General features: G+C 70.0%; 22 protein-coding genes and 1 tRNA gene. 11 read left to right on the top strand and 12 right to left on the bottom strand.

The genetic code is table 11. From position 1 onward, the window contains the following. Window positions 1–201: a hypothetical protein gene (locus Ato02nite_RS43795; protein WP_246608090.1), complete on the bottom strand. Its 201-nt coding sequence runs from the start codon at window positions 199–201 to the stop codon at window positions 1–3. Between the two features lie 283 nt (window positions 202–484). On the opposite strand from Ato02nite_RS43795, the gene Ato02nite_RS43790 reads away from it, so the two are divergent. Then, window positions 485–673 (top strand): hypothetical protein, encoded by a 189-nt coding sequence (locus Ato02nite_RS43790; RefSeq protein WP_213012634.1) that lies wholly within the window; start codon window positions 485–487, stop codon window positions 671–673. 48 nt (window positions 674–721) lie between these two features. Continuing rightward, window positions 722–1,501 (top strand): ANTAR domain-containing protein, encoded by a 780-nt coding sequence (locus tag Ato02nite_RS43785; protein ID WP_246608089.1) that lies wholly within the window; start codon window positions 722–724, stop codon window positions 1,499–1,501. Between the two features lie 154 nt (window positions 1,502–1,655). Here Ato02nite_RS43785 and Ato02nite_RS43780 read toward each other — a convergent pair whose 3' ends face one another. From Ato02nite_RS43780 to Ato02nite_RS43765, 4 genes are all read right to left on the bottom strand, one after another. Beyond that, entirely contained in the window at window positions 1,656–3,398 is a 1,743-nt protein-coding gene (locus Ato02nite_RS43780) for an MDR family MFS transporter (RefSeq protein ID WP_213012633.1), read from the bottom strand. Beyond that, entirely contained in the window at window positions 3,395–3,832 is a 438-nt protein-coding gene (locus Ato02nite_RS43775) for a MarR family winged helix-turn-helix transcriptional regulator (protein ID WP_213012632.1), read from the bottom strand. Before Ato02nite_RS43775 ends, Ato02nite_RS43780 begins: the two co-directional genes overlap by 4 nt. A gap of 146 nt (window positions 3,833–3,978) precedes the next feature. Then, window positions 3,979–4,572 carry a class I SAM-dependent methyltransferase gene (locus tag Ato02nite_RS43770; RefSeq protein ID WP_213012631.1) on the bottom strand — a complete coding sequence of 198 codons (594 nt, stop codon included), beginning with the start codon at window positions 4,570–4,572 and terminating at the stop codon, window positions 3,979–3,981. A gap of 51 nt (window positions 4,573–4,623) precedes the next feature. Further along, window positions 4,624–5,115, bottom strand: a complete 492-nt coding sequence (locus tag Ato02nite_RS43765) for an AfsR/SARP family transcriptional regulator (RefSeq protein WP_213012630.1) — start codon at window positions 5,113–5,115, stop codon at window positions 4,624–4,626. Between the two features lie 221 nt (window positions 5,116–5,336). Here Ato02nite_RS43765 and Ato02nite_RS43760 point away from each other — a divergent pair, with 221 nt between their 5' ends. After that, entirely contained in the window at window positions 5,337–5,993 is a 657-nt protein-coding gene (locus tag Ato02nite_RS43760; RefSeq protein WP_213012629.1) for a response regulator, read from the top strand. Between the two features lie 101 nt (window positions 5,994–6,094). Further along, window positions 6,095–7,564, top strand: coding sequence for a hypothetical protein (locus Ato02nite_RS43755; protein WP_213012628.1), 1,470 nt, complete (start codon window positions 6,095–6,097; stop codon window positions 7,562–7,564). A 38-nt stretch (window positions 7,565–7,602) separates the two neighbouring features. Here the strand turns inward: Ato02nite_RS43755 and serA are convergent, their stop codons facing one another. Then, window positions 7,603–8,817 carry a phosphoglycerate dehydrogenase gene (gene serA / locus Ato02nite_RS43750; RefSeq protein WP_213012627.1) on the bottom strand — a complete coding sequence of 405 codons (1,215 nt, stop codon included), beginning with the start codon at window positions 8,815–8,817 and terminating at the stop codon, window positions 7,603–7,605. Between the two features lie 163 nt (window positions 8,818–8,980). Beyond that, entirely contained in the window at window positions 8,981–9,901 is a 921-nt protein-coding gene (locus tag Ato02nite_RS43745) for a phosphotransferase (RefSeq protein ID WP_213012626.1), read from the bottom strand. Between the two features lie 199 nt (window positions 9,902–10,100). Between Ato02nite_RS43745 and Ato02nite_RS43740 the strand changes: the two genes are divergently transcribed. Next, window positions 10,101–10,931 carry a DMT family transporter gene (locus Ato02nite_RS43740; protein ID WP_246608088.1) on the top strand — a complete coding sequence of 277 codons (831 nt, stop codon included), beginning with the start codon at window positions 10,101–10,103 and terminating at the stop codon, window positions 10,929–10,931. A gap of 19 nt (window positions 10,932–10,950) precedes the next feature. Here Ato02nite_RS43740 and Ato02nite_RS43735 read toward each other — a convergent pair whose 3' ends face one another. Both Ato02nite_RS43735 and Ato02nite_RS43730 read right to left on the bottom strand, forming a co-directional pair. Beyond that, window positions 10,951–12,081 carry a sensor histidine kinase gene (locus tag Ato02nite_RS43735; protein ID WP_246608087.1) on the bottom strand — a complete coding sequence of 377 codons (1,131 nt, stop codon included), beginning with the start codon at window positions 12,079–12,081 and terminating at the stop codon, window positions 10,951–10,953. Further along, window positions 12,078–12,731: a response regulator transcription factor gene (locus Ato02nite_RS43730; RefSeq protein ID WP_213012624.1), complete on the bottom strand. Its 654-nt coding sequence runs from the start codon at window positions 12,729–12,731 to the stop codon at window positions 12,078–12,080. The genes Ato02nite_RS43735 and Ato02nite_RS43730 overlap by 4 nt, the downstream gene beginning before the upstream one ends. 125 nt (window positions 12,732–12,856) lie before the next feature. Between Ato02nite_RS43730 and Ato02nite_RS43725 the strand changes: the two genes are divergently transcribed. Genes Ato02nite_RS43725 through Ato02nite_RS43710 form a run of 4 tightly spaced genes read left to right on the top strand, consistent with a single transcriptional unit; the run spans window position 12,857 to window position 16,343 of the window. Beyond that, entirely contained in the window at window positions 12,857–13,453 is a 597-nt protein-coding gene (locus Ato02nite_RS43725; RefSeq protein WP_213012623.1) for a hypothetical protein, read from the top strand. After that, window positions 13,450–14,505 carry a peptidoglycan-binding protein gene (locus Ato02nite_RS43720; protein WP_213012622.1) on the top strand — a complete coding sequence of 352 codons (1,056 nt, stop codon included), beginning with the start codon at window positions 13,450–13,452 and terminating at the stop codon, window positions 14,503–14,505. Before Ato02nite_RS43725 ends, Ato02nite_RS43720 begins: the two co-directional genes overlap by 4 nt. A gap of 5 nt (window positions 14,506–14,510) precedes the next feature. Further along, on the top strand, window positions 14,511–15,161 hold the full coding sequence (locus Ato02nite_RS43715; protein WP_213012671.1) for an ABC transporter ATP-binding protein: 651 nt from the start codon (window positions 14,511–14,513) through the stop codon (window positions 15,159–15,161). Next, a complete protein-coding gene (locus tag Ato02nite_RS43710) occupies window positions 15,162–16,343 on the top strand; it encodes an ABC transporter permease (RefSeq protein WP_213012621.1) in 1,182 nt (393 codons plus the stop codon). 64 nt (window positions 16,344–16,407) lie between these two features. Here the strand turns inward: Ato02nite_RS43710 and Ato02nite_RS43705 are convergent, their stop codons facing one another. Further along, window positions 16,408–17,058, bottom strand: a complete 651-nt coding sequence (locus Ato02nite_RS43705) for a DUF4360 domain-containing protein (protein WP_438873115.1) — start codon at window positions 17,056–17,058, stop codon at window positions 16,408–16,410. A gap of 237 nt (window positions 17,059–17,295) precedes the next feature. Between Ato02nite_RS43705 and Ato02nite_RS43700 the strand changes: the two genes are divergently transcribed. Further along, window positions 17,296–17,931 carry a DUF4360 domain-containing protein gene (locus Ato02nite_RS43700; protein ID WP_213012619.1) on the top strand — a complete coding sequence of 212 codons (636 nt, stop codon included), beginning with the start codon at window positions 17,296–17,298 and terminating at the stop codon, window positions 17,929–17,931. Window positions 17,932–17,995: 64 nt separating this feature from the next. On the opposite strand, the gene Ato02nite_RS43695 is transcribed toward Ato02nite_RS43700, so the two are convergent. Next, window positions 17,996–18,068: transfer RNA gene (locus Ato02nite_RS43695), tRNA-Arg, on the bottom strand. A 15-nt stretch (window positions 18,069–18,083) separates the two neighbouring features. Then, window positions 18,084–19,103 (bottom strand): alpha/beta hydrolase, encoded by a 1,020-nt coding sequence (locus Ato02nite_RS43690; protein ID WP_213012618.1) that lies wholly within the window; start codon window positions 19,101–19,103, stop codon window positions 18,084–18,086. A gap of 156 nt (window positions 19,104–19,259) precedes the next feature. On the opposite strand from Ato02nite_RS43690, the gene Ato02nite_RS43685 reads away from it, so the two are divergent. Further along, the gene (locus Ato02nite_RS43685) at window positions 19,260–19,910 is read left to right on the top strand and encodes a single-stranded DNA-binding protein (protein ID WP_213012617.1); all 651 of its coding nucleotides are present in this window, start codon (window positions 19,260–19,262) and stop codon (window positions 19,908–19,910) included. Window positions 19,911–20,009 lie beyond the last annotated feature (99 nt).

Raw genomic sequence — 20,009 nt, 5'->3', positions numbered from 1 at the left:
TCAGACCTCGACGAGGCGCAGGGCCTCGGCGGCTTCGTCCTGGGCGTACTCACCCTCCGGCAGCGCGTCCACCTTGGTCCGTGCGGTCGCCGGCAGTTCGGCGGCGATCGCGCGGCGCTGCAGATCGAGGCTGCTCAGTCGTTCCTGACCCTCGTAGGCGTCGTCGAGGAAGGCGTCGAGTTCGCGATAGTCGTCGGTCACGGCACGACGACTACCCCGGCCCGAACCGGGCAAACTCTGTGGCGCGGGTCACAATCCCGCACGGAATGGCCCCGGTATGCCGATCGTTGATAGCGGATGTCGGTGTGTCCAGTGTCCCCGGGCCTCACCACTAATGCCTTCACGGAATACCGTTCGGCTGGAGCCGTGTTGTGCCACTCGCCGAGAGGCGACATGCACACCGACATCTTGTGGCAGCGCCCCTGGGGTAACCCAGGGGCGTTGTTGTGTTTCAGGGGTCTTCCCGGAGGGGTACAAGATCGGCATGACTGACGACCGGATCTCCCAGCGAGCCGCCGAACTGCTCCCGGAGGAGCGGGCGGCCGGCAGCGCGGACCCGGAGGCGCAGGCTGCGGCGATCCTGGCCGACTCGGACGAGCGCGAATTCGACCCTGAAGCACGCGAACAGCGCCGCTCCGACCAGACGGTCCCGCCCGCCGACACCACTCGGTAGAGGCAACGAACTTCCGTGTCTGTCGATGGTCATGGCAATATGCCCCGCGTGTCTGCCCCGAATCGCCGGATTTCGTCCCCGCTGCGCGGTCCCGCCCGCCTGCTGCGCCGTCCCGCGCGCACCCGCAGCGGTGCGCGTTCTGTGGCCCTGAGCGGCCCGCACGCGGTCGAACTCGCCGGACTGCTGCACGAGCTGTCGGTGCGCCTGCTCGGCGCCGAGAGCTTCGCTGCGGCCCTCGAGCGCCTGGCGGCCCTCGCCGCCGGCGCGGTGCCGGGCACGGTCCGCTGCTCGGTCACCCTGATCGGTGAGGGTGGGCCGCTCACCTGCACCGCGCACGGTGCGGGCGGCGAACGCCTGGACAAGCTTGCGTACGAGCTGAGCACCGGTCCCGGGCTCGACGCCGCCCGGACCCGGGCCCTCACCACCGTCGAGGACCTGTCCACCGACGAGCGCTGGCCGCAGCTGGCCGGGCCGGCCCGGGAGGCCGGGATCCACGCGGTGGTCGCGATCCCGCTCGACGTTCCGCGGGCCGAGGTCGGCGGGGTGTGTCTCTACCTGGATCGGACCGGAGCTCTCGCCCCGGATCTGCTGATCACCGCGATGGCCCTGGTCAACCACGCCGAGGTGCTGCTCGGCGAGCTGCGCCGGCGGGACCAGACGAGCACCGACGCGACCGTCGACCGGGCGGTCGGCGTGATCATCGCGCAGCGGGGCTGCGGCGTGCGCGAGGCCTACGACGTGCTGGGGGAGACGGCCCAGCGTCTCGGCCTGGACCGCCGTGCGGTCGCCGAACGGCTGGTGGCCGCCGCGGCGGCCCGCAACAGCTGAACGATCTTTCGCCCCGCCGGCTTGTCCGGCAGCGCCTATCGGCCCGATCCAGTGGTAACCCTCGCGCCGGCGGAGGAGACGACGGAGCCGGGACCGCGGGCGGCCCCGGCTCTTGTCGACGGTGCTCCCGGCGTACGCCGGAAGGGTTTGATGGTTATTTGTCGGTTCCGGCCCGGACCGGAGTGTCCGGCTTGTCGGCCAGCGGGCCGGCGCCGACCTCGCCGGGCACGCCGTCGCTGTTCTCCGCGGCCAGGATGTCGTCGGCCCGCTGCTGCTGGGCCGAGCGCTGGGAGAGCGGGATCTCCGGCAGGAAGAAGACCACGATCAGGCCGATCACCATGATCGCGAGGGCCATCAGGAAGACCACCTGGATGCCGTCCGAGAAGCCGACCTTGAACGGGTGGGCGAGGACGTCGCTGAGCTTGTTGATCCACGAGGTGTCGCTCAGGTCGCTGCTGCTGCCGCCGCCGCTGGTGGCCTGCTGCAGGATCCGCGCCTGGTCGGGGTGGGCGGCCAGTTCGGCCTGGAAGGCGGGGGTGGCCCGGGCCGAGCTGAACGCGTTGCCGATCTTGCCGGGGAGCACGTTGAACAGCACCGACAGGAAGATCGCCGTGCCCAGCGTGCCGCCCATCGAGCGGAAGAACGTCACCGAGCTGGTGGCCACGCCGATCTCCCGGGGGGAGACCGCGTTCTGCACCGCGGTGATCATCGGCTGCATGTTGCCGCCCAGGCCGAGGCCCATGACCACCATGATCAGCATGGTCTGCCAGAGCGGGGTGTCGGCCCCGATCAGGGCGAACAGGCCCAGCGCGACCAGCATCAGGGAGCTGCCGATGATCGGGAAGATGCGGTAGCGGCCGGTGCGGGCGATCAGCTGACCGGCGGTGATCGAGCCGGCCATGATGCCGATCACGAACGGGATCATCTGCAGGCCGGCCATGGTGGCCGAGGAGCCCTTCACGATCTGCAGGTACAGCGGGACGGTCATCAGGCCGCCGAACATCGCCATGCCGAGGATCGTGCTGGAGGTGGCGCCGACCGCGACCGTGCGGTTGCCGAACAGCCGCAGCGGCAGCAGCGCCTCTTCCTTGTAGGCCCGTTCGGCGAAGATGAACGCGACGATGCCGATCACGCCGATCGCGTAGCAGGCGACCGAGCGGCCGGAGCCCCAGCCCCAGTCGCGGCCCTGCTCGGCGACGGTCAGCAGCGGCACGAGACCGACGATCAGGCTGACCGCGCCGGGCCAGTCGATCCGGTGGTCGGTGCGGTGGTGCGGCAGGTGCAGCACCCGGGCCACGACCGCCATGGCGGCGACGCCGATCGGCACGTTCAGGTAGAAGACCCAGCGCCAGCCGTCCACCCAGAGGATGGTGTCGGCGCCGGCGAAGAAGCCGCCCAGGATCGGGCCGATGACGCTCGCGGTGCCGAAGACGGCCAGGAAGAGGCCCTGGTAACGGGCTCGTTCCCGGGGCGGCACGATGTCGCCGATGATGGCCAGGGCCAGCGACATGAGGCCGCCGGCGCCGATGCCCTGGATCGCGCGGAACCCGGCCAGCTCGTACATGTTCTGGGACAGGCCGCAGAGCATCGAGCCGACGATGAAGATGCCGATCGCGAACAGGAAGAACGGCCGCCGGCCGTAGATGTCGGACAGCTTGCCGTAGAGCGGCGTGGAGATCGTCGACGTGATGAGGAACGCCGTGGTGGCCCACGCCTGCATGTCGAAGCCGTGCAGGTCGTCGGCGATCGTCCGGGTCGCGGTAGCCATGATCGTCTGGTCCAGGGCGGCCAGGAACATGCCCATCATCAGGCCGCCGAGGATCGTCAGGATCTGCCGGTGGGTGAATTCCGCACTCGGCCCGGCGGCCGGTGGTGCGGCGGTTTCGGGGTTGCTCACGCGATCTCCCGTGCTGGTGTCGCGGCCGGAGCGCTGCGGACGTGCGTCTCGACCGCCGTGTTGAATTCGGTGAAAAGCTCGATGAATGCCTCGACGCGCTCGGTCGGCCAGCTGCTGAGCACCTCGGCGAGCATCGCCTCGCGGGCGTCGTGCAGCTGCCGGCAGGCGTCCAGGCCGGCCTCGGTGATCGCCAGCCGCGATGCCCGCCCGTCCTCCGGGTCGGCCTCGCGCCGGACCAGGCCCGCCTTGACGAGCTGGGCGGCCTGCCGGCTGACCGTCGAGGGGTCGGCCTGCTTGACCTCGGCGAGGTCGGTCACGCGCATCGGGCCGTGGAAGCGCAGCGGGAAGAGCAGCATCAGCGCGGAGAACTCCGCGCCCAGGTCACCCTTGTTGAGCATGCTCTTGGCCCGCGCGCCGAGCCGGAAGAACCGCATAAGTTCGTCGGCCAGTCGACCCGGACCGCTGCTCCTGTCCGATTCATGCACGTGCGTTACCCACCTGTGTGGCCTGATTGATGCGTGCAGCCTACAACTGGTTGTGTGATGAACGCATCTCGGTTATCTCGTGCGGAGAGTGACCCTCATCGCATCCGCCAGACGGTGGTCGTGAGCGTCTCGGCTTCCTCCAGCGCGGCCGGGACGGGCACGACGTACTCGGTCAGCGCGGTGAAGAGCCGTTCCGGGAAGTACCCCCGTCCGGGGTCGCCAACCAGGACATCGGCCGAATTTCGGCGGGCCTCGCGAAGAATGGCGGTGATGGCGGGCGCGACCGTGGGGCTGTAGAAGACGTCACCGGCCAGAATCACCTCGGGATGATCTGGGGTATCACTCACGGTGACGTGGTTGGCGGCGGCGTTGCGCTGGGCGGCCGCTACCGCGGCCGGGTTCAGGTCGGTAGCGGCCACGTGGGCGGCGCCGGCCCGGGCGGCGGCGATGGCCGCCACGCCGGAGCCACAGGCAAGATCGTGTACGCGCTTGCCGGCCACGGTTTCCGGATGGTCGAGGACATAACGGGCCAGAGCCTGCCCGCCGGCCCAGACGAAGGCCCAGAACGGCAGGGGTTCGTCGCTGCGGAACTCGCCGCCGGTCAGGTCGAAGAGGCCGACCGGGCCACTGACCAGGTGGAGGGAGATCTCCGGGGTCAGCGGAACGGGCAGCAGGGTGGTCGTCGGCACCCGGTGATTTTGCGCCTTCGGCCTAGTGCGGGGCGCGCTGTTTGAGCCGCGTCACACCGCCGGCGTGGCCTCGGTGCGCTGGGCGATCAACAGCTTCGCGCGGTACTCGTTGCGGGCCTCGGCGGCCCACGCGACGTCCTCGTCCTCCAGCAGCGGACGGGTGGCCAGGAAGGCGGCCGCGGTGAGCGGTTTCGCGGCACGCGCGGCCGGCCGGCTCGCGGCGGCGGCGATGAGCTCCTCGAAACGGGCCACGTCGACCCGGACCCGGTCGGGGTCCAGGCGCAGGCGGCCGCGGTGGCTGACGATCACCGAGTCGCGGGAGCTCGCGCCCGGTTCCAGGTGGTGCCGAAGAACCGACAAGTCGGCCTCAACGGACTTCTTGTTCGTTCCCAGCTGCTCGGCCAGCTCCGACATGGACGCCTCGCCACGCAGCGCGAGCAGGGCAAGGAGGTGCCGGGGGCGGTCGCCGCCGAAGTCACGGCCCGCCAGGCGCTCGCCCCGAGTGCGAACCTCGATGCGGCCGAAGAGCTGGATGTCGAACATGAATCGAAACTCTGCGTCTGAGAGAGTTGACCGGCAAGCCCTAACGCGAGGGGGCCAGATCAACCGAAAGATTGGTGATCACGGCCGCTTGGCCTCATCCGGCCATCGGGCGTACCGGCGGAACGGATCCGGCCCGTCGCTGCGGCAGGCTGTTGGTAGGGCAAAGATGAGAGCCGGTACTCCGTAGACTTCCCCAGGTCCGTTCGGTTGAAAGGTGGCGCATGAACAACGGCGAAGCGATCAGCGTCCTCGTCGTCGACGGCCACCAGACGTTCGCCGAGCTGCTCGGACACGCTCTGGCCGGCCAGCCCGACCTGCAGTACGTGGGGCACGCACGCACCGGTGCCGAGGCGCTCCAGCTGGCCGCGCAGCTCCAGCCCAATGTGATCCTTCTCGATCCGGAACTGTCCGATGCGGACGGTATTGCGATTGCTGAGCTGATTCGCGTCCGGCAGCCCGACACGCGTGTGGTGATCCTCACTGCGAGCGATGAGTCAGCGCTGGTCGGGCGAGCGACGGCGGCCGGTGCCGCGGGTTTCCTCTCCAAGAACGGCGCCCTCGGCGACGTCCTCAACGCGCTGCGCACCGCGCACGGCGGCGGCATGACCGTCTCCACCGACATCCTCGCCCGCCTGCTGCGCAGCACCACCCCGGTGGCCGCTCCGCGCGGCGGCGGACTGACCGTCCGCGAGGACGAAGTGCTGCACCTCATGGCGGCCGGCCTGGACGCCCGGGCCATCGCCCGGCGGCTCGGCATCAGCCTGCACACCTGCCGGGGATACGTGAAGGCGGTGCTGGCCAAACTGGGCGCGCACAGCCAGCTGGAAGCGGTCGCGATCGCCAGTCGGCGCGGCCTGCTCAGCCAGGATCGGCATTAACTCTAAGTAGTTGGCACCAGCACTCATCCGCGTGAACTTCAAATACGTACCTCTGGCGGGGTAGCCGGGTCTGACCGGCGATGCGACAGGGGAGACACGCTGTGGACCGAGAAGCAGCTGACGACGCGTCCGATGTGGCGGTGGCCGACCCGATGGCCACCGGCAACCGACGGGGCGGCCGGGAGGGTGACACCCTCTATCGCCGTCCGCCCGCACATCCGCCATCCGATTCGACCACCGGCGGATCGTGGTTCACCGACGGGACCGACATGCCGGCCGAAGCCGAACCGGACCAGGGGGCCGCAACGTCGCGGGGCTCGGGCCGGGCATCGTTCGGCTTCGGCGACGGACCGATCTCACCCAAGCGTTCGGCGCCCACCTCCGGGCCGCCGGCCTCCTCGGGATCCTTCGAGCCGCTGCCCTCGATGGCGCCCGACGACTTCTCCGGGTCCTTCGAGTTCTCACCGGCCTCGTCGGCCCTCTCGCCGGCCTCCGGGCCGCCGTCCTCCGCGTCGGCCTACGCTCCGTCCTACGCGCCGGATGAACTCCCGCTGCGGCGGCAGGGCTCCCGGCGGCCCGCTCCGGCCGCCGATGCTCTGGCCGCGCCCGCCGTTCCGGCCTCGTCGAACTGGCCGCCGCCGGCCCGGCTCACGCCCGGGCCGGACACGCTCGACCGGGTGTCCGGCGCGGGTGCGCTGCGCGGTCCGTCCGGTGCGCTCGGTGCACCCTCCGGCGAGATGGCGAACTGGCGTACCGACACCGGTGAGCGCCGGGCCGTCCGGCACGACCGGGAACCCGCCCTCGAGCCGGCTCCGGCGCAGCGGCAGTCGCGCGCGTTCACCATCGGCATGATCGTGCTCAGCGCCATCGTGCTGCTGACCGGTTCGGTGGTCGGCGTCGTCTACTTCTCCGGCTCCGACGAGAAGCTCGACGGAGTGTTGCAGCTGGGCACCGGCGACACCGGGGAGCGGACCGCGACCGCGCCGCTCGACAACCGCACCAAGGCGAGCTTCGAGCTGCTCGCCGGGGCCAACTCGGTGAAGGTGACCATCGGCGAGCTCGGCGACGATCTGTACCGGATCTCCACACCGGACGACGCCGGCATCCTGCCCAGCCCGACCATCCGCAACGACGACGTCAAACTGCAGGTCAGCAAGGACGGTGACGGCACCGGCGGGGAGATCGACGTCGTTCTGGCGGCCAAGGTGCGCTGGCAGCTGCGGTTCTCCGGGTACGCCGAGAAGCAGGTCATCGACGTCAGCGGTGGGCAGATCAGCGGGCTGGAGATGGTCGCCGGTATGCGTACGGCTCAATTGACCCTGTCCCGCCCGACCGGAACCGTCCCGGTGAAGATCAATGGCGCGGTTGATTCCCTGGTGTTGAAATCGCCGGCCGCCAACCCGGTGCGGATCAAGGTCGGTGGCGGTGCGCAGACGGTCGTAGCCGGGTCGCGGACGCTCAAGGACGTGGCCGCCGGGTCGACGCTGACGCCGAAGGGCTGGGATGTCACCAACCGGTACGACGTCACGGCCGGTGCCCGGATCACGTCACTGACGGTCGAGAACGCCTGAGGGCCGGCCTTCGCGGGCCGGCCCCCTTTTCCCTCAGTTCAGGACAGAACGCGCAGGCGGACCGTCTGTTCCATGTTGCGCAGCTGGTCCAGCACCTCGTCGCTGTAGCCGCCGCTGATGTCGGTGATCAGGTAGCCGTACTCCCCGCGGGTGCTCAGCAGCTGACCCTCGACGTTCACCGAGTGCTGGGCCAGGATGCTGTTGACCTTGGCGAGCACGCCCGGCGTGTTCAGGTGGACGTGCACGATGCGGCTCATGCCGTCCTGCTCGGGCAGCGCCACCCCCGGCAGGTTCACGCTCAGCGTGGTGTTGCCGTCCTTGATGAAATGGGTCAGCTTGTTCGCCACGAAGTCGCCGATGTCGGACTGCGCTTCCTCGGTCGACCCGCCGATGTGCGGGGTGAGGATGACGTTGGGCAGGCCGCGCAGCTCGGAGACGAACTCGTCGCCGCGGCCCTTCGGCTCCTTCGGGAAGACGTCCACCGCGGCGCCGGAGATGTGCCCGTCGACCAGGGCGTCACGCAGTGCGACATGGTCGACCACGATGCCGCGGGAAAGGTTGAGGAACAGCGCGTTCGGCTTCATCCGCTTGAACTGCTCGGCACCGAAGAAACCGGCGTTGCCCGGCCGGCCGTCCACGTGGATGGTGACGATGTCAGAGGTCTCCAGCAGCTCCTCGATCGAGGCGCAGCGGTGCGCGTTGCTCAGCGCCAGCTTGTCGGCCGTGTCGTAGAAGGACACGTGCATGCCGAGGTTCTCGGCGAGCACCGACAACTGGGTGCCGATGTTGCCGTACCCGATGATGCCGAGCCGGCGGCCGCGGATCTCGTGCGCGCCGTCCGCCGATTTGTCCCACACGCCCTGGTGCATGAGAGTGTTTTTCTCGGTGAGCCGCCGGGTCATCGCGATGATCTCGCCGATCGCCAGCTCGACCACCGAGCGCGTGTTGGAGAACGGCGCGTTGAAGACGGCGACCCCGGCCGCCGACGCGGCGTGCAGGTCGATCTGGTCGGTGCCGATGCAGAACGCGCCGACCGCGACAAGACTGTCGGCGGCCTCGAGCACCTTTGCCGTGACCTGGGTCTTGGACCGGATGCCGAGCAGGTGCACCCCCTGGATGCGCTCGATCAGCTCCGCCTCGTCCAGGGCGTTGCGCACGGACTCGACGGAGTACCCCTCGGCTTCGAGCCGGGTCACCGCGTCGCGGTGAATGCTCTCCAGCAGAAGGACTCGCACCTTGGCCTGGTCGATCATCGTGTTCCGTTCCGTGTGAGGATTTTTCGGCGGTCCGGGCCGCCACGCCGAAGCCCAGATATCCCAGCCTAATGCGCGGCCGGTCGCGGTCCGGGTAGGTGTGCCGGACCTCCCACCTGGTGCGATCGTCGTAACCTTTATACGGCCCGGGGCGGTTTGCGGATCAGAGGCGGTCGCGCAGCCACGGTCGCAGAGCCTCGGCCTGCCACCGCTGGAAGGCGCGCACGGTGGGGATCGCGGGCGGCGGGGGCAGCCGGCCGACGTACTCGAAATAGCCGACCAGGCCGGCCAGGAAGTCGGTGACCACGTCCGGTTCGATGCCGGTCAGTGCCCGCGCCGGATCGCCGCCGTGCACCCGGACGTTGATGCCCAGCAGCAGCCGGTCGAGCCACTCCGGCCCGATCGCACCCCACGGCCAGTCGACGATCACGACCCGGCCGTCGTCCCGGCGGACCAGCAGGTTGTCGGCCCGGATGTCGCAGTGCGCCAGCGTGTTGCCGGTGCCCAGGACGTCGAGGGACCGTTTCGCCGCGGCGCACAGCTCGGTCAGTCGCTCGGCGAGCCACGGGTCGAGATCGGCGGGCGGGTCGGCGGCGACGATCTCCCACGCGGCGAAGTCGTCGGCGAGGCGTTCCGCCGTCGTCGGCAGGCCGCCGACCGGCGACGGGGTGACGGCGTCGGCCAGCTCGGCGAGCGCGGCCAGGGCCGCGTCGAACTCCGCCTCCACCCAAGGGGTACGGGGTTGAGCACCGTCGACGTCCTCGAGGACCAGGACCACCCAGTCGCCGTCGTCGAACGCGCCCAGCAGCTCGGGGACCGGGGCCGTCCGCGGCAGCGCGCCGCTGACGTGGATCTCCATCCGGGCCAGCTCGGCCGACCGGACGTTGATCGCCGGGCACACCGCCTTGACGAAGGCTCTCCGGCCGGTTTCCGTCCTGACCCGGTCGGCGGTGCCGGGGGAGAAACCACCCCGCTGCGACACGGCCTCCGCCACCCGGCCGCCGCCGATGATCGCCTCGATCCGGGCGCGAACCGCGGCCGGCAGGTCGAGCCAGCCGATCCGGGTGTTCGCCGTGTCCGTCATGACCACGATCGTGGCAGCGGGCTCCTCGCCACCGAAAGGCATTTTCCCGTCGGGGTACCGCAACTGACGCAGATGGATTTACACCTTCCGGATGACGCCAAGATCCTGCGAAATCGAGAGGCTGAGACGGGGGTAAGTGAGGCAAGCTCAAAGAGGGGTGTTTATGGCGTCGCTTGGTTGGGCTGTCACGCTGTCTGTTTTGTCCGCGGCGAGTTATGCGGGGGCCGCCGTCGCGCAGGAACGTCTGGCCAAGAACGGCCAGCGGGGCCTGACCCGCTGGGCGGTGGCGTTGGTGCTCACCGCGGGCGGGGTGGGCCTGCACGTGATCGCCCTGAACTTCGGCACGGTCGCGGTGGTCCAGGCCCTGGGCACCCTGACCCTGCTCTTCGCCCTGCCCATCTCGGCGCTGCGATATCGCACCCGGATAAGCATCCCGGCCTGGATAGACGCCGGCCTGACGGTGGCCGGGCTGTCCCTGATCATGTCCCTCTCGGTGGAGTCCGATGAGCCGGCGCTGCTCACCTCGACCGGCAGCCGCTATCTCTCCCTGGTCACGTTGATCCTGGTGGCCGGGCTGATCGGCGCCTCCACGACGGCCGGCCCTCGCACCAGGGGGGTGTTGCTGGCGGCCGCCGCGGGGGTGGCCTTCGGCATCTCGTCGGTCCTGTCCAAGGCCGTGATGGCCGCCTTCGCCGACGACGGGCCGGCCGCCGTCTCGCTGTTCCAGGCCGGCATGGTCGTGCTGCTCGGGATCGGCGGCTACGTCCTGAGCCAGCTCTCCTATCGGGGCGCGGGCCTGGCCGCCCCGCTGGCCACGGTGAGTGTCGCCAATCCGATCGTGGCCGCGATAGCCGGCGTGGTGGTGTTCAACGAGAGCTTCCGCTTCGGCGTCGAGGGCCGCGTCGTGGTCGCGGTGGCGGCCATCGTGATGACCCTGGGCGTGATCGGCCTGGCCCGCCGCACCGCCGTCGCCACCCCGTCCGCGACCGACCCGGCCGACCGGGCCGTTCCCACCCCCACTTCCCCGTGACGGCGGGCTGAGATCGGCCTCACGGGGCTCGGGGGAGCAGCACCGTCACGGTCAGGCCGCCCTCGTCGCGTGCGGTGGCGGTTACCTGGCCGCCGTGTGCCTTGGCCACCGCCCGGACTATCGACAGGCCCAGGCCGGCGCCGGGGGAGTGCAGGCGTTCGGTGCCGTAGCGGTGGAACGGTTCGAAGAGGCCGGGGACCTCGTATCGCGGGATCGGCGGTCCGGAGTTGCTGACCTCCAGGGCCACCCAGCCGTCGGGGCGGATGCCGGTGCGCACCCGGACCCAGCCGTTCGCCGGGATGTTGTGCCGGATGCCGTTCTCCACGAGGTTCTGCACCAGGCGTTCCAGGAGCACCGGGTTGCCGGCCACGGCGGCCTCGGCCGGTTCGGTCAGCACCTTGACCGTGTCGGACACGGCCACGTGCTCGACGACGTCGGCCAGGTCCACGTAGGAGCGTTCGGTGACCGGGCGGTCCGACTGGGCCAGCAGGAGCAGGCCGTCGATCAGCCGCCCGTGGCGGTCGTTGATGGCCAGCAGGGTGGTGCCCAACTGGCGGACCTCCTCCGACACCCCGTCCGGGGTGAGGGCCACCTCCAGCAGGGTGCGGTTCAGGGTCAGCGGGGTGCGCAGTTCGTGCGACGCGCTGGCGATGAAGCGGCGCTGGCCGTCGAACGAGTGGTCGAGGCGGGCCAGCATCACGTCGAACGTGTCGGCCAGTTCCTTGATCTCGTCGGTCGGGCCGGTCAGCGCGATGCGCTCGTGCAGGCCGCGGTCGGCGTCGGGGGCGGTGGCTATCCGCCGCGCGGTCGCGGTGATCTGGTGCAGCGGCTGGAGCATGCGGCCGGCGATCAGCCAGCCCAGGGCGATCGCAGCCGCGCTCACCACGACCAGCGCGATCAGGCCCTGGGTCAGCAGGGTGTGCAGGGCGGTGTCCTGGGTGCCGGCGACGATCTTCTCGACGTACTGCGGTTCGGGTGCCTGACCGCCGGGCCCGACCCCGACGCTCTTCGAGAGTGACGCCTCGCCGGCCACCCGCATCGTCAGGCGCTGCGACACCAGCACGTAGGTGACGCCCAGCAGCACCATGCCGGCCAAGGCGAACAGGCCACCGTAGAAGAGGGTCAGCCGGGTGCGGACGGTGAGTCTCACGGGATTCGATACCCCACTCCCGGCTCGGTGAGCACCACGGGCGGTTCACCCAGCTTGCGGCGCAATTTCAAAATCGTCATGCGTACGGCGTGGGTGAACGGATCCGCGTTCTCGTCCCAGGCCTTCTCCAGCAGCACCTCGGCCGACACCGCGGTGCCGTCGGCGCGCAGCAGCTCGGCCAGCACCGCGAACTCCTTGCGGGACAGCGGAACGTAGCGCCCGTCGCGGTGGACCTCGCGCCGGTGCGGGTCGAGGCTGATGCCGCCCCGGCGCAGGATCGGCGGGGCGGCCGGGCGGGACCGGCGGCCCAGCGCGGTGACCCGCGCGGAGAGTTCCCGGAAGGCGAAGGGTTTCGGCAGGTAGTCATCGGCGCCGAGGGACAGGCCGGTGACCCGGTCGTCGATGCCGGCGGCGGCGGTCAGCATCAGCACCCGGGTCTCGCCCTTGGTGACGATGACCCGGCACACGTCGTCGCCGTGCACCGCGGGGATGTCGCGGTCCAGCACCACCACGTCGTAGTCGTTGACGCCGAAGCGTTCCAGGGCGGCCGCACCGTCGTAGGCGACGTCGACCGCATGAGCCTCGTGGCGCAGGCCCTGGGCCACCGCGTCGGCCAGCAGCGGTTCGTCCTCGACCACCAGGATGCGCATGCCTCTCATCGTGCCGCGCGGCGGCGTCAATTGGGCGTCACGTTTTTCCGTGACGGCGGGGAAACCGGTCGATCGCTGTACTTCGTCCCGTGGCGGCCGACCGGCCGCCGGTGAAGGAGACGACGATGCGAACCCGGACGGTCGCGGCGCTCGCCCTCATGTCAGCCCTGGTGGCTGCCGGTTGTGGGCGTGCCGCGTCGAACGATCCGCAGGTGGCGAGCGCACAGACCGGCACCGCCACACCGAGCAGCAGCGCCAGTGCGTCCGCCTCGGACGACCCGGACGCGCCGGTGAAGTTCTCGCGGTGCATGCGGGACCACGGCATCACCTGGTTCCCCGATCCGTCGGGCGGCAAGCTGGCGGTCGCGGAGCCGCCGGGCGTCGACCGCTCGAAGGTCGAGGCGGCGCAGAAGGCCTGCAAGCAGTACATGCCGAACGGTGGCGAGGCGCCGAAGCCGAGCGCCGAGGACCTCGAGAAGGTCCGCGCCCAGGCCAAGTGCATGCGGGAGAACGGCGTGCCGAACTTCCCGGACCCGGAGCCCGACGGCAGGCTCGCCATCGACGGCAGCAAGTTGGGCACCGGGCCGGGCGATCCGACCTTCGACAAGGCCGAGAAGGCGTGCGCGAAATACCTGCCGGAGGGCGCCGAGAAGCACACCGAGCAGCACACGTCGGGCGGCGGCACCGATGGCGGCCCGGCGACCGAGAAGAGGGTCGGATGAGCACCCGGCGGACCGCGGGAATCGTGGCCGGTGTGGTGGCGGTCGGGGCGGTGGCCACCGCGGTCACCGTCTTCAACCTGCCCGACCCGTCCGGGAACAGTGCGGGTGCCAGCGACCACACCACGCCGTCCACGGCCGAGATCGCGCGCGAGACGCTGGTCGACCGGGAGACCCACGACGGCACTCTGGGCCACGGCCTGACCAGCACGCTCGCCGCCAAGTCGGGCGGCACGGTGACCTGGCTGCCGGCAGCCGGCGCGGTGATCAAACGGGGGCAGACGCTCTACAAGATCGACAACAAGCCGGTGGTGCTGCTCTACGGCACGCTGCCCTCCTACCGGACGCTCGCGCCGGGGATCAAGGGCACGGACGTGAAGCAGTTCGAGAAGAACCTCTGGGCGCTCGGTTATCGCGGATTCACGGTCGACAGCACCTATTCGTCGGCCACCGCCGACGCGGTCGAGGAATGGCAGGACGACCTCGGTCTCAGCGAGACCGGCCGGGTGGAGACCGGCCAGATCGGGTACGCCGCGACGGCGATCCGGGTGGACTCGGTCACCGCCGAGAACGGTTCCGCCGCGATGAACGGCACCGAACTGCTGAAGTACGCCGGCACCGCGCTGGTCGCGACGGTGAAGCTGACGATGGCCTCGCAGCGGCTCGCCCAGAAGGGCGCCGCGGTCCAGGTCGAGATGCCCGACGGCAAAAAGGTCAACGGCAAGATCATCAAGTTGGGTACGGCGGTGCAGGAGGGCCAGGGCGACCAGCCGGACACCACCCTGCTCGAGGTGACGATCGGCTTCTCCGGCGCGCCGGCCGGCCTCGACGAGGCGTCGGTGACCGTCCACTTCACCTCGTCGGAACGCAAGAACGTGCTGACCGTGCCGGTCGCGGCGCTGCTCGCGCTGGCCGAGGGAGGCTACGGCGTCCAGGTCGTCGACGGCACCACCACCCGGATCGTCGCGGTGGAGACCGGCCTGTTCGCCGACGGCAAGGTCGAGGTCACCGGCGCGGGCCTGGAGGCCGGCGTGCAGGTCGGGGTGCCGGCATGAGTCAGGTGATCGAGCTGTCCGGGGTCACCAAGAGTTATCCCGGCGGCGTGACCGCCGTACGGTCGGTGGACTTGTCCGTGGAGTACGGCGAACTGGTGGCGATCGTCGGTCCATCGGGGTCGGGCAAGTCCACCATGCTGCACCTGATCGGCACGCTGGACCGGCCGTCCGAGGGCAGCGTGAAGATCGACGGGCACGATGTGGCGACCCTCAGCGACCGGCAACTGTCGGCGCTGCGGGCACGCCGGATCGGCTTCGTCTTCCAGCAGTTCCACCTCGCGCCGGGCCGGGACGCGGTGGCCAACGTCGCCGACGGGTTGCTCTACGCCGGCGTACCGAAAAAGGAGCGGGAGTGGCGCGCCGAGGCCGCCCTGGTCCGGGTCGGCCTGGGTGACCGGCTCACCCACCGTCCGCACCAGCTCTCCGGCGGCGAGCGGCAGCGAGTCGCCATCGCCCGGGCCGTGGCCGGGGATCCGGCGGTGCTGCTCGCCGACGAACCCACCGGAAACCTCGACTCGGTCTCCGGGGCCGGGGTGGTGGAGTTGCTGCGCGAGCTGAACGCGAGCGGCACCACCGTCCTGGTCATCACGCACGACCACGAGATCGCCGACGGTCTGCCCCGGCAGGTGCCGATGCGGGACGGGGAGGTGGTCTGAATGTCGCTGTGGCCCACCCGGCTGAGCCCGGCCGACCTGCTGCGTCTCGGCGGCACCGGCCTGCGCGCCCGACCGTTGCGCGCGGTGCTGTCATCGCTCGGCATCGCCATCGGCATCGCGGCGATGACCGCCGTCGTCGGGATCTCGGCGTCCAGCCAGGCCGACCTCGACCGGGCCCTGGCGGCGCTGGGCACCAACATGCTGACCGTCACGCCGGGGCAGACGATGTTCGGCGAGAACTCGGACCTGCCGGACACGGCGGTGCCGATGATCCGGCGGATCGGCCCGGTGCTGTCGGCCACCGCGACCGGGTCGGTGGACGACGTGAACGTCTACCGCACCGATCGGATCCCGGAGGGGCAGACCGGCGGACTGGCCGTGCTCGCCGCCGAGTTGGACCTGCTCAGAACGGTCGGCGCCGCGCTGTCCGGCGGCACCTGGCTGAACGCCGCCACCGCCCGGTACCCGGCCGTGGTCCTCGGTTCGGACGCGGCCCGCCGGCTCGGCAACCCGCCCACGGTCTATCTGGACGGACGGGTGTGGACCGTGATCGGGGTGCTCGATCCGGTGCCGCTGGCGCCGGAGCTGAACTCGGCGGCTCTGGTCGGCTGGTCGGCGGCAGCCACCTACCTGGGCTTCGACGGGCATCCGACCACGGTCTACGCCCGGGCGATCGAGTCGCAGGTCGAGGCGGTCCGGCACGTGCTCGGGCCGACCGCCAACCCGCAGCAGCCGGACGAGGTGAAGGTGTCCCGGCCGTCCGACGCGCTCGCCGCGCAGCGCACGGCGAACGCCACCTTCACCGCCCTGCTGCTGGGGCTGGGCGCGGTGGCGCTGCTGGTGGGCGGCATCGGCGTGGCCAACACCATGGTGATCTCGGTGCTGGAACGGCGGGCGGAGATCGGCCTGCGGCGGTCGCTGGGCGCGACCAAGGGACAGGTACGCACGCAGTTCGTCACCGAATCGCTGCTGCTGTCGCTGCTCGGTGGCGCGGCCGGGGTGTTACTCGGCTATCTGGTCACCGGGGCGTACGCGACGACGCAGAACTGGCCGACCGTGGTGCCGCTGTGGGCCCTGGCCGGCGGGGTGGGTGCAACCGTGGTGATCGGGGCGATCGCCGGTCTTTATCCGGCCGTCCGGGCGGCCCGATTGGCGCCGACGGAGGCGCTCGCATCCAGTTGAGTTTCGATTGTGGGCACGCCGGGGCGCCGGCCAGAATCATTCCGGCCGGCGCCTTCTCCTCCTACTAGGGGCAGTTCTGCCAGGCGAAGTGGTAAACGGTGTTCAGTGCGCCGTCGGTGGAGTCCATCGAAATGAAGCTCGTGGTCTTCTTGACGTCGGAAGTGCCGGCCGACACCCGCAGTTCCGTGTTGATGTTGAGATTGCGCAGCGCGCCGCACGGCGCCCAGACCATCGACGCGATCGGGATCTCGTCGCTGTTCTGCCAGTCGTCGCCCATCGGGCCGGCGTAGTTGTGCGTGACGTACGCGGTCTGCGACTGGCCCTGGAAGTAGTAGTTGGCCTTCTGCAGGGCGGTGGCGCCCTGCTCGAGGGACGCGAACCCGCGGTAGTCCACCTTGCTGATCGCGTAGGTGAATCCGCTCGGGACGTGCACGATGATGTTGAGCTGGCAGTTCTTCCGCCAGTCGGTGGACGTCGCGCCCACCCCGATCAGCGCCATGTACTGCGAGTAGGTGACCGTGAAGGCCGTGTTGTCGGGGGATACCGCGACCGCCGCCGTGCCGGCCGGGCAACCCGAACCGTTGACCGTCACCACGTCGATGACGATCCGGTCGGTGGGTGGTGGGACGGGTAGATCGAGATAGCCGACCGCGGATGCCGGACCGGCGATCAAGGCCGATGCGAGCACCCCCAGCATGGCGCAGAAAATGTACAACGCCTTTCGCATTTGGACTCCTTCCAGAAAAGGCCCCAGCGACCTCTCGGGATGCGGGTCACGGTAGACATTCCATCGAAGAGCGTCAATGCATGATTTTTTGAGTTGATCGAACAGACCTTTTATGAGCAAACAAATTAACACTTGTTAGGTCTAGATAGGGGACGCTAGCATTCGTTCGCCCCATCCATATTGATCAATGTCTAATTCCTTGGAACGCCGAGGAGGGAACCCCCGATGACCTTCAGGCTGGCCGCACTCGCTTCCGCCACCGTGCTCGCGGCACTGTCCCTGTCCGGGCCGGCCCGTGCCGACGCCGCGCTCACCCCGCCCAGCGGTCAGGTCACGCTCGACGTGCAGACCGTCAACGGCTCCGGCTGCCCGGCCGGCACCGCGTCGGCCGCGATGCAGTCCGACAACACCGCCTTCAAGATTTCCTACTCGCAGTACCTGGCCGAGGACGGCGGAAGCACCGACCCCACCGACTTCCGGAAGAACTGCCAGGTCAACGTGCTGGTGCACATCCCGCAGGGGTTCACCTTCGCGATCGCCCGAGCCGACTACTGGGGCAAGATGCACCTGGAGTCCGGGGCCACCGCGCTGGAACGGGCCAACTACTACTTCCAGGGCTCGTCCGACAACAACTACGTCGACCACCCGTTCACCGGGCCGTACGACGGCAGCTGGCGGGCCACCGACATCACCGAGACCGCCGACCTGGTCTGGGCACCCTGCGGGGTGACGCGCAGCCTCAACATCAACACCGAGCTGCGGGTCTACGCGGGCACCTCGACGCGACGCAGTTACATCTCGATGCGTGCCTCGGACGGCGAGGTCTACACCCTGGTCCAGTTCCAATGGAAGCAGTGTTGACGCTGGGGCGGTCAGCACCTTCTCGGCGGCGGGCGGCGCATCTGCGCCGCTCGCCGCCTTTTTGCGCGCCCGGCAGGATTCGAACCTGCGACCGACGGATTAGAAGTCCGTTGCTCTATCCGCTGAGCTACGAGCGCTGGGCCACCGACATACTAAGCGGTCGCGGAATCCTTGTCGTCCGCCTTGTCCTCCGGCGCCGGCGGCACCTCGATCTCCGGCGTTCCCGGCGCCGGCACGAACGCGTCCACCCAGCGGCCCAGCTCGCGGAACACCACCGTGCGCACGTCCTTGCCGGAGAGCGTCAGGTCGTGCATGCCGCCGTCGAAACGGGCGATCGTCACCCGGTCGCCCAGGCCCGGTGCCCAGCGCGCGATGTGCTCGACGTCCAGCACCGCGTCGGTCAGGCGGACGTCCTCCGACCAGGCGCGGCCCCGGAACGTGCGGGTCGAGCAGGCCACCATCACCGGGGCGTCGATGGACAGGCCGGCCCGCAGGCGGCGCTGGCCCCGGCGGATCGCGTGCAGCCAGCCGGCCGTCACCGGGAAGCTCTCGATCGGTTTCCAGGCCAGATCGTAGGTCCACTCGCCACGGTGGTCGCTGTGCAGGCTCTCGCCGTACACCGTCAGGCCGGCGGTCGGAATTTTCCGGTACGGGCTGCGGCCGCTGACGCTCAGCACCGTGGCCATCAGCGGGCCCTTCACCAGCCACGGCACGTTGAAGTCGAAGAACGGGCTGTTCAGGAACAAGCCGTCGACGATGCCCTTGCCCTGCCGGGAGTGCGACCAGAGCGCGGTGATCAGGCCGCCGGTGGAGTGGCCGGCCACCAGCATCTGGTCGTGGCCGTCCTCGTCCCGGATGATCCGGGCCGCCTCGTCAAGCTCCGGGTAGTAGTCGGTGAGGCTGCGGGCGAAGTTCGGCGTCTGGTGCGGGAGCAGGCTGCGACCGTACTTACGCAGGTCGAGGGCGTAGAAGTCCCAGCCGCGCTCGACGAAGAAATCGGCGAGATGAGTCTGAAAGAAGTAATCCACGAAGCCGTGCACATAGAGCACAGCGCGGCGGCTCGGGCGGTCACCGCGGCGGCGCACCAGCGTGGCGACCACCGGGCCCTCGTCGTCGGTGCCCAAATTGATGGTGTGCCGCTCGTAGGGCGGTCCCAGGACGTCGATCTCCACAGCGCCAGGCTACCCATCCGCAGGCCGCCGACATACCAGATCCGGCGGGCGCACGGCCGATATCCCCAATCCACAGGCCCACGATCAAGATCCCCGGGCGGTACGCGGCGGCGGCCATGCTCGCCTCCTCAACGTCCCAACCCCTGGAGGGCAAAAGTGTTCGATACCAACCTGGTCGTCGTGGGCAACGTACTCACGGCACCCGAATGGCGGCGGATCGCCAGCACCGGATCGCTGGTGGCCAACTTCCGGGTCGCCTCGACGGCCCGGCGCTTCGACCGGGAGAACAACCGCTGGGTCGACGGCAACCACCTGCGGGTCCGGGTCAGTGCGTGGCGCCGGCTGGCCGAGGGCGTCGCGTCGTCGCTCGCCGTGGGTGACCCGGTGGTCATCTACGGCCGGCTCTTCACCCGCGACTGGACCGACGAGGACAACAAGCCGCGGGTCTCCTACGAGATGGAGGCCATGTCGATCGGCCACGACCTGTCCCGCGGCCGGGCTCGGTTCTTCCGCAACAAGGCCGCCCAGGTGGCCGCGGTCGAGGACGCCGAGTCGGAGGCGGTGGTGACCGGCGAGCTGTCCGAGCCGGTGCCGGCCGAGGAGATGCCGATCGGATTCGGGGAGGGGTTGCCGCTCGCGGCCGAGGAGCCGCCGACCTTCGCCGAGCCCGACCCCGTGCCGGTGGAGGTCCCGGCCGTTCCGGAGGGTGAGGACGAGCTCACGCTCGAGGTGGAGCGGCTGGTCGCGGAGCAGCCGGCGGGCGCGCGCCGGACCCGGCGGACGAAACGGGAGCCGGTGGCGGCCTGATCCACCCGCCTTTCACTCGCCCGAACGGGGTGGCCCGATCGTTTCGTGGGATCGGGCCACCCGGAGGACCCGCCCGGTTGGTCCGGCCCGGGGTCGGGC

The organism is Paractinoplanes toevensis, from assembly GCF_018332695.1.
In the GTDB taxonomy this organism is placed as follows: Bacteria; Actinomycetota; Actinomycetes; order Mycobacteriales; family Micromonosporaceae; genus Actinoplanes; species Actinoplanes toevensis.
Note: the sequence above shows the minus strand (reverse complement) of the source record. Positions and strands in the feature narration are given on the sequence as shown.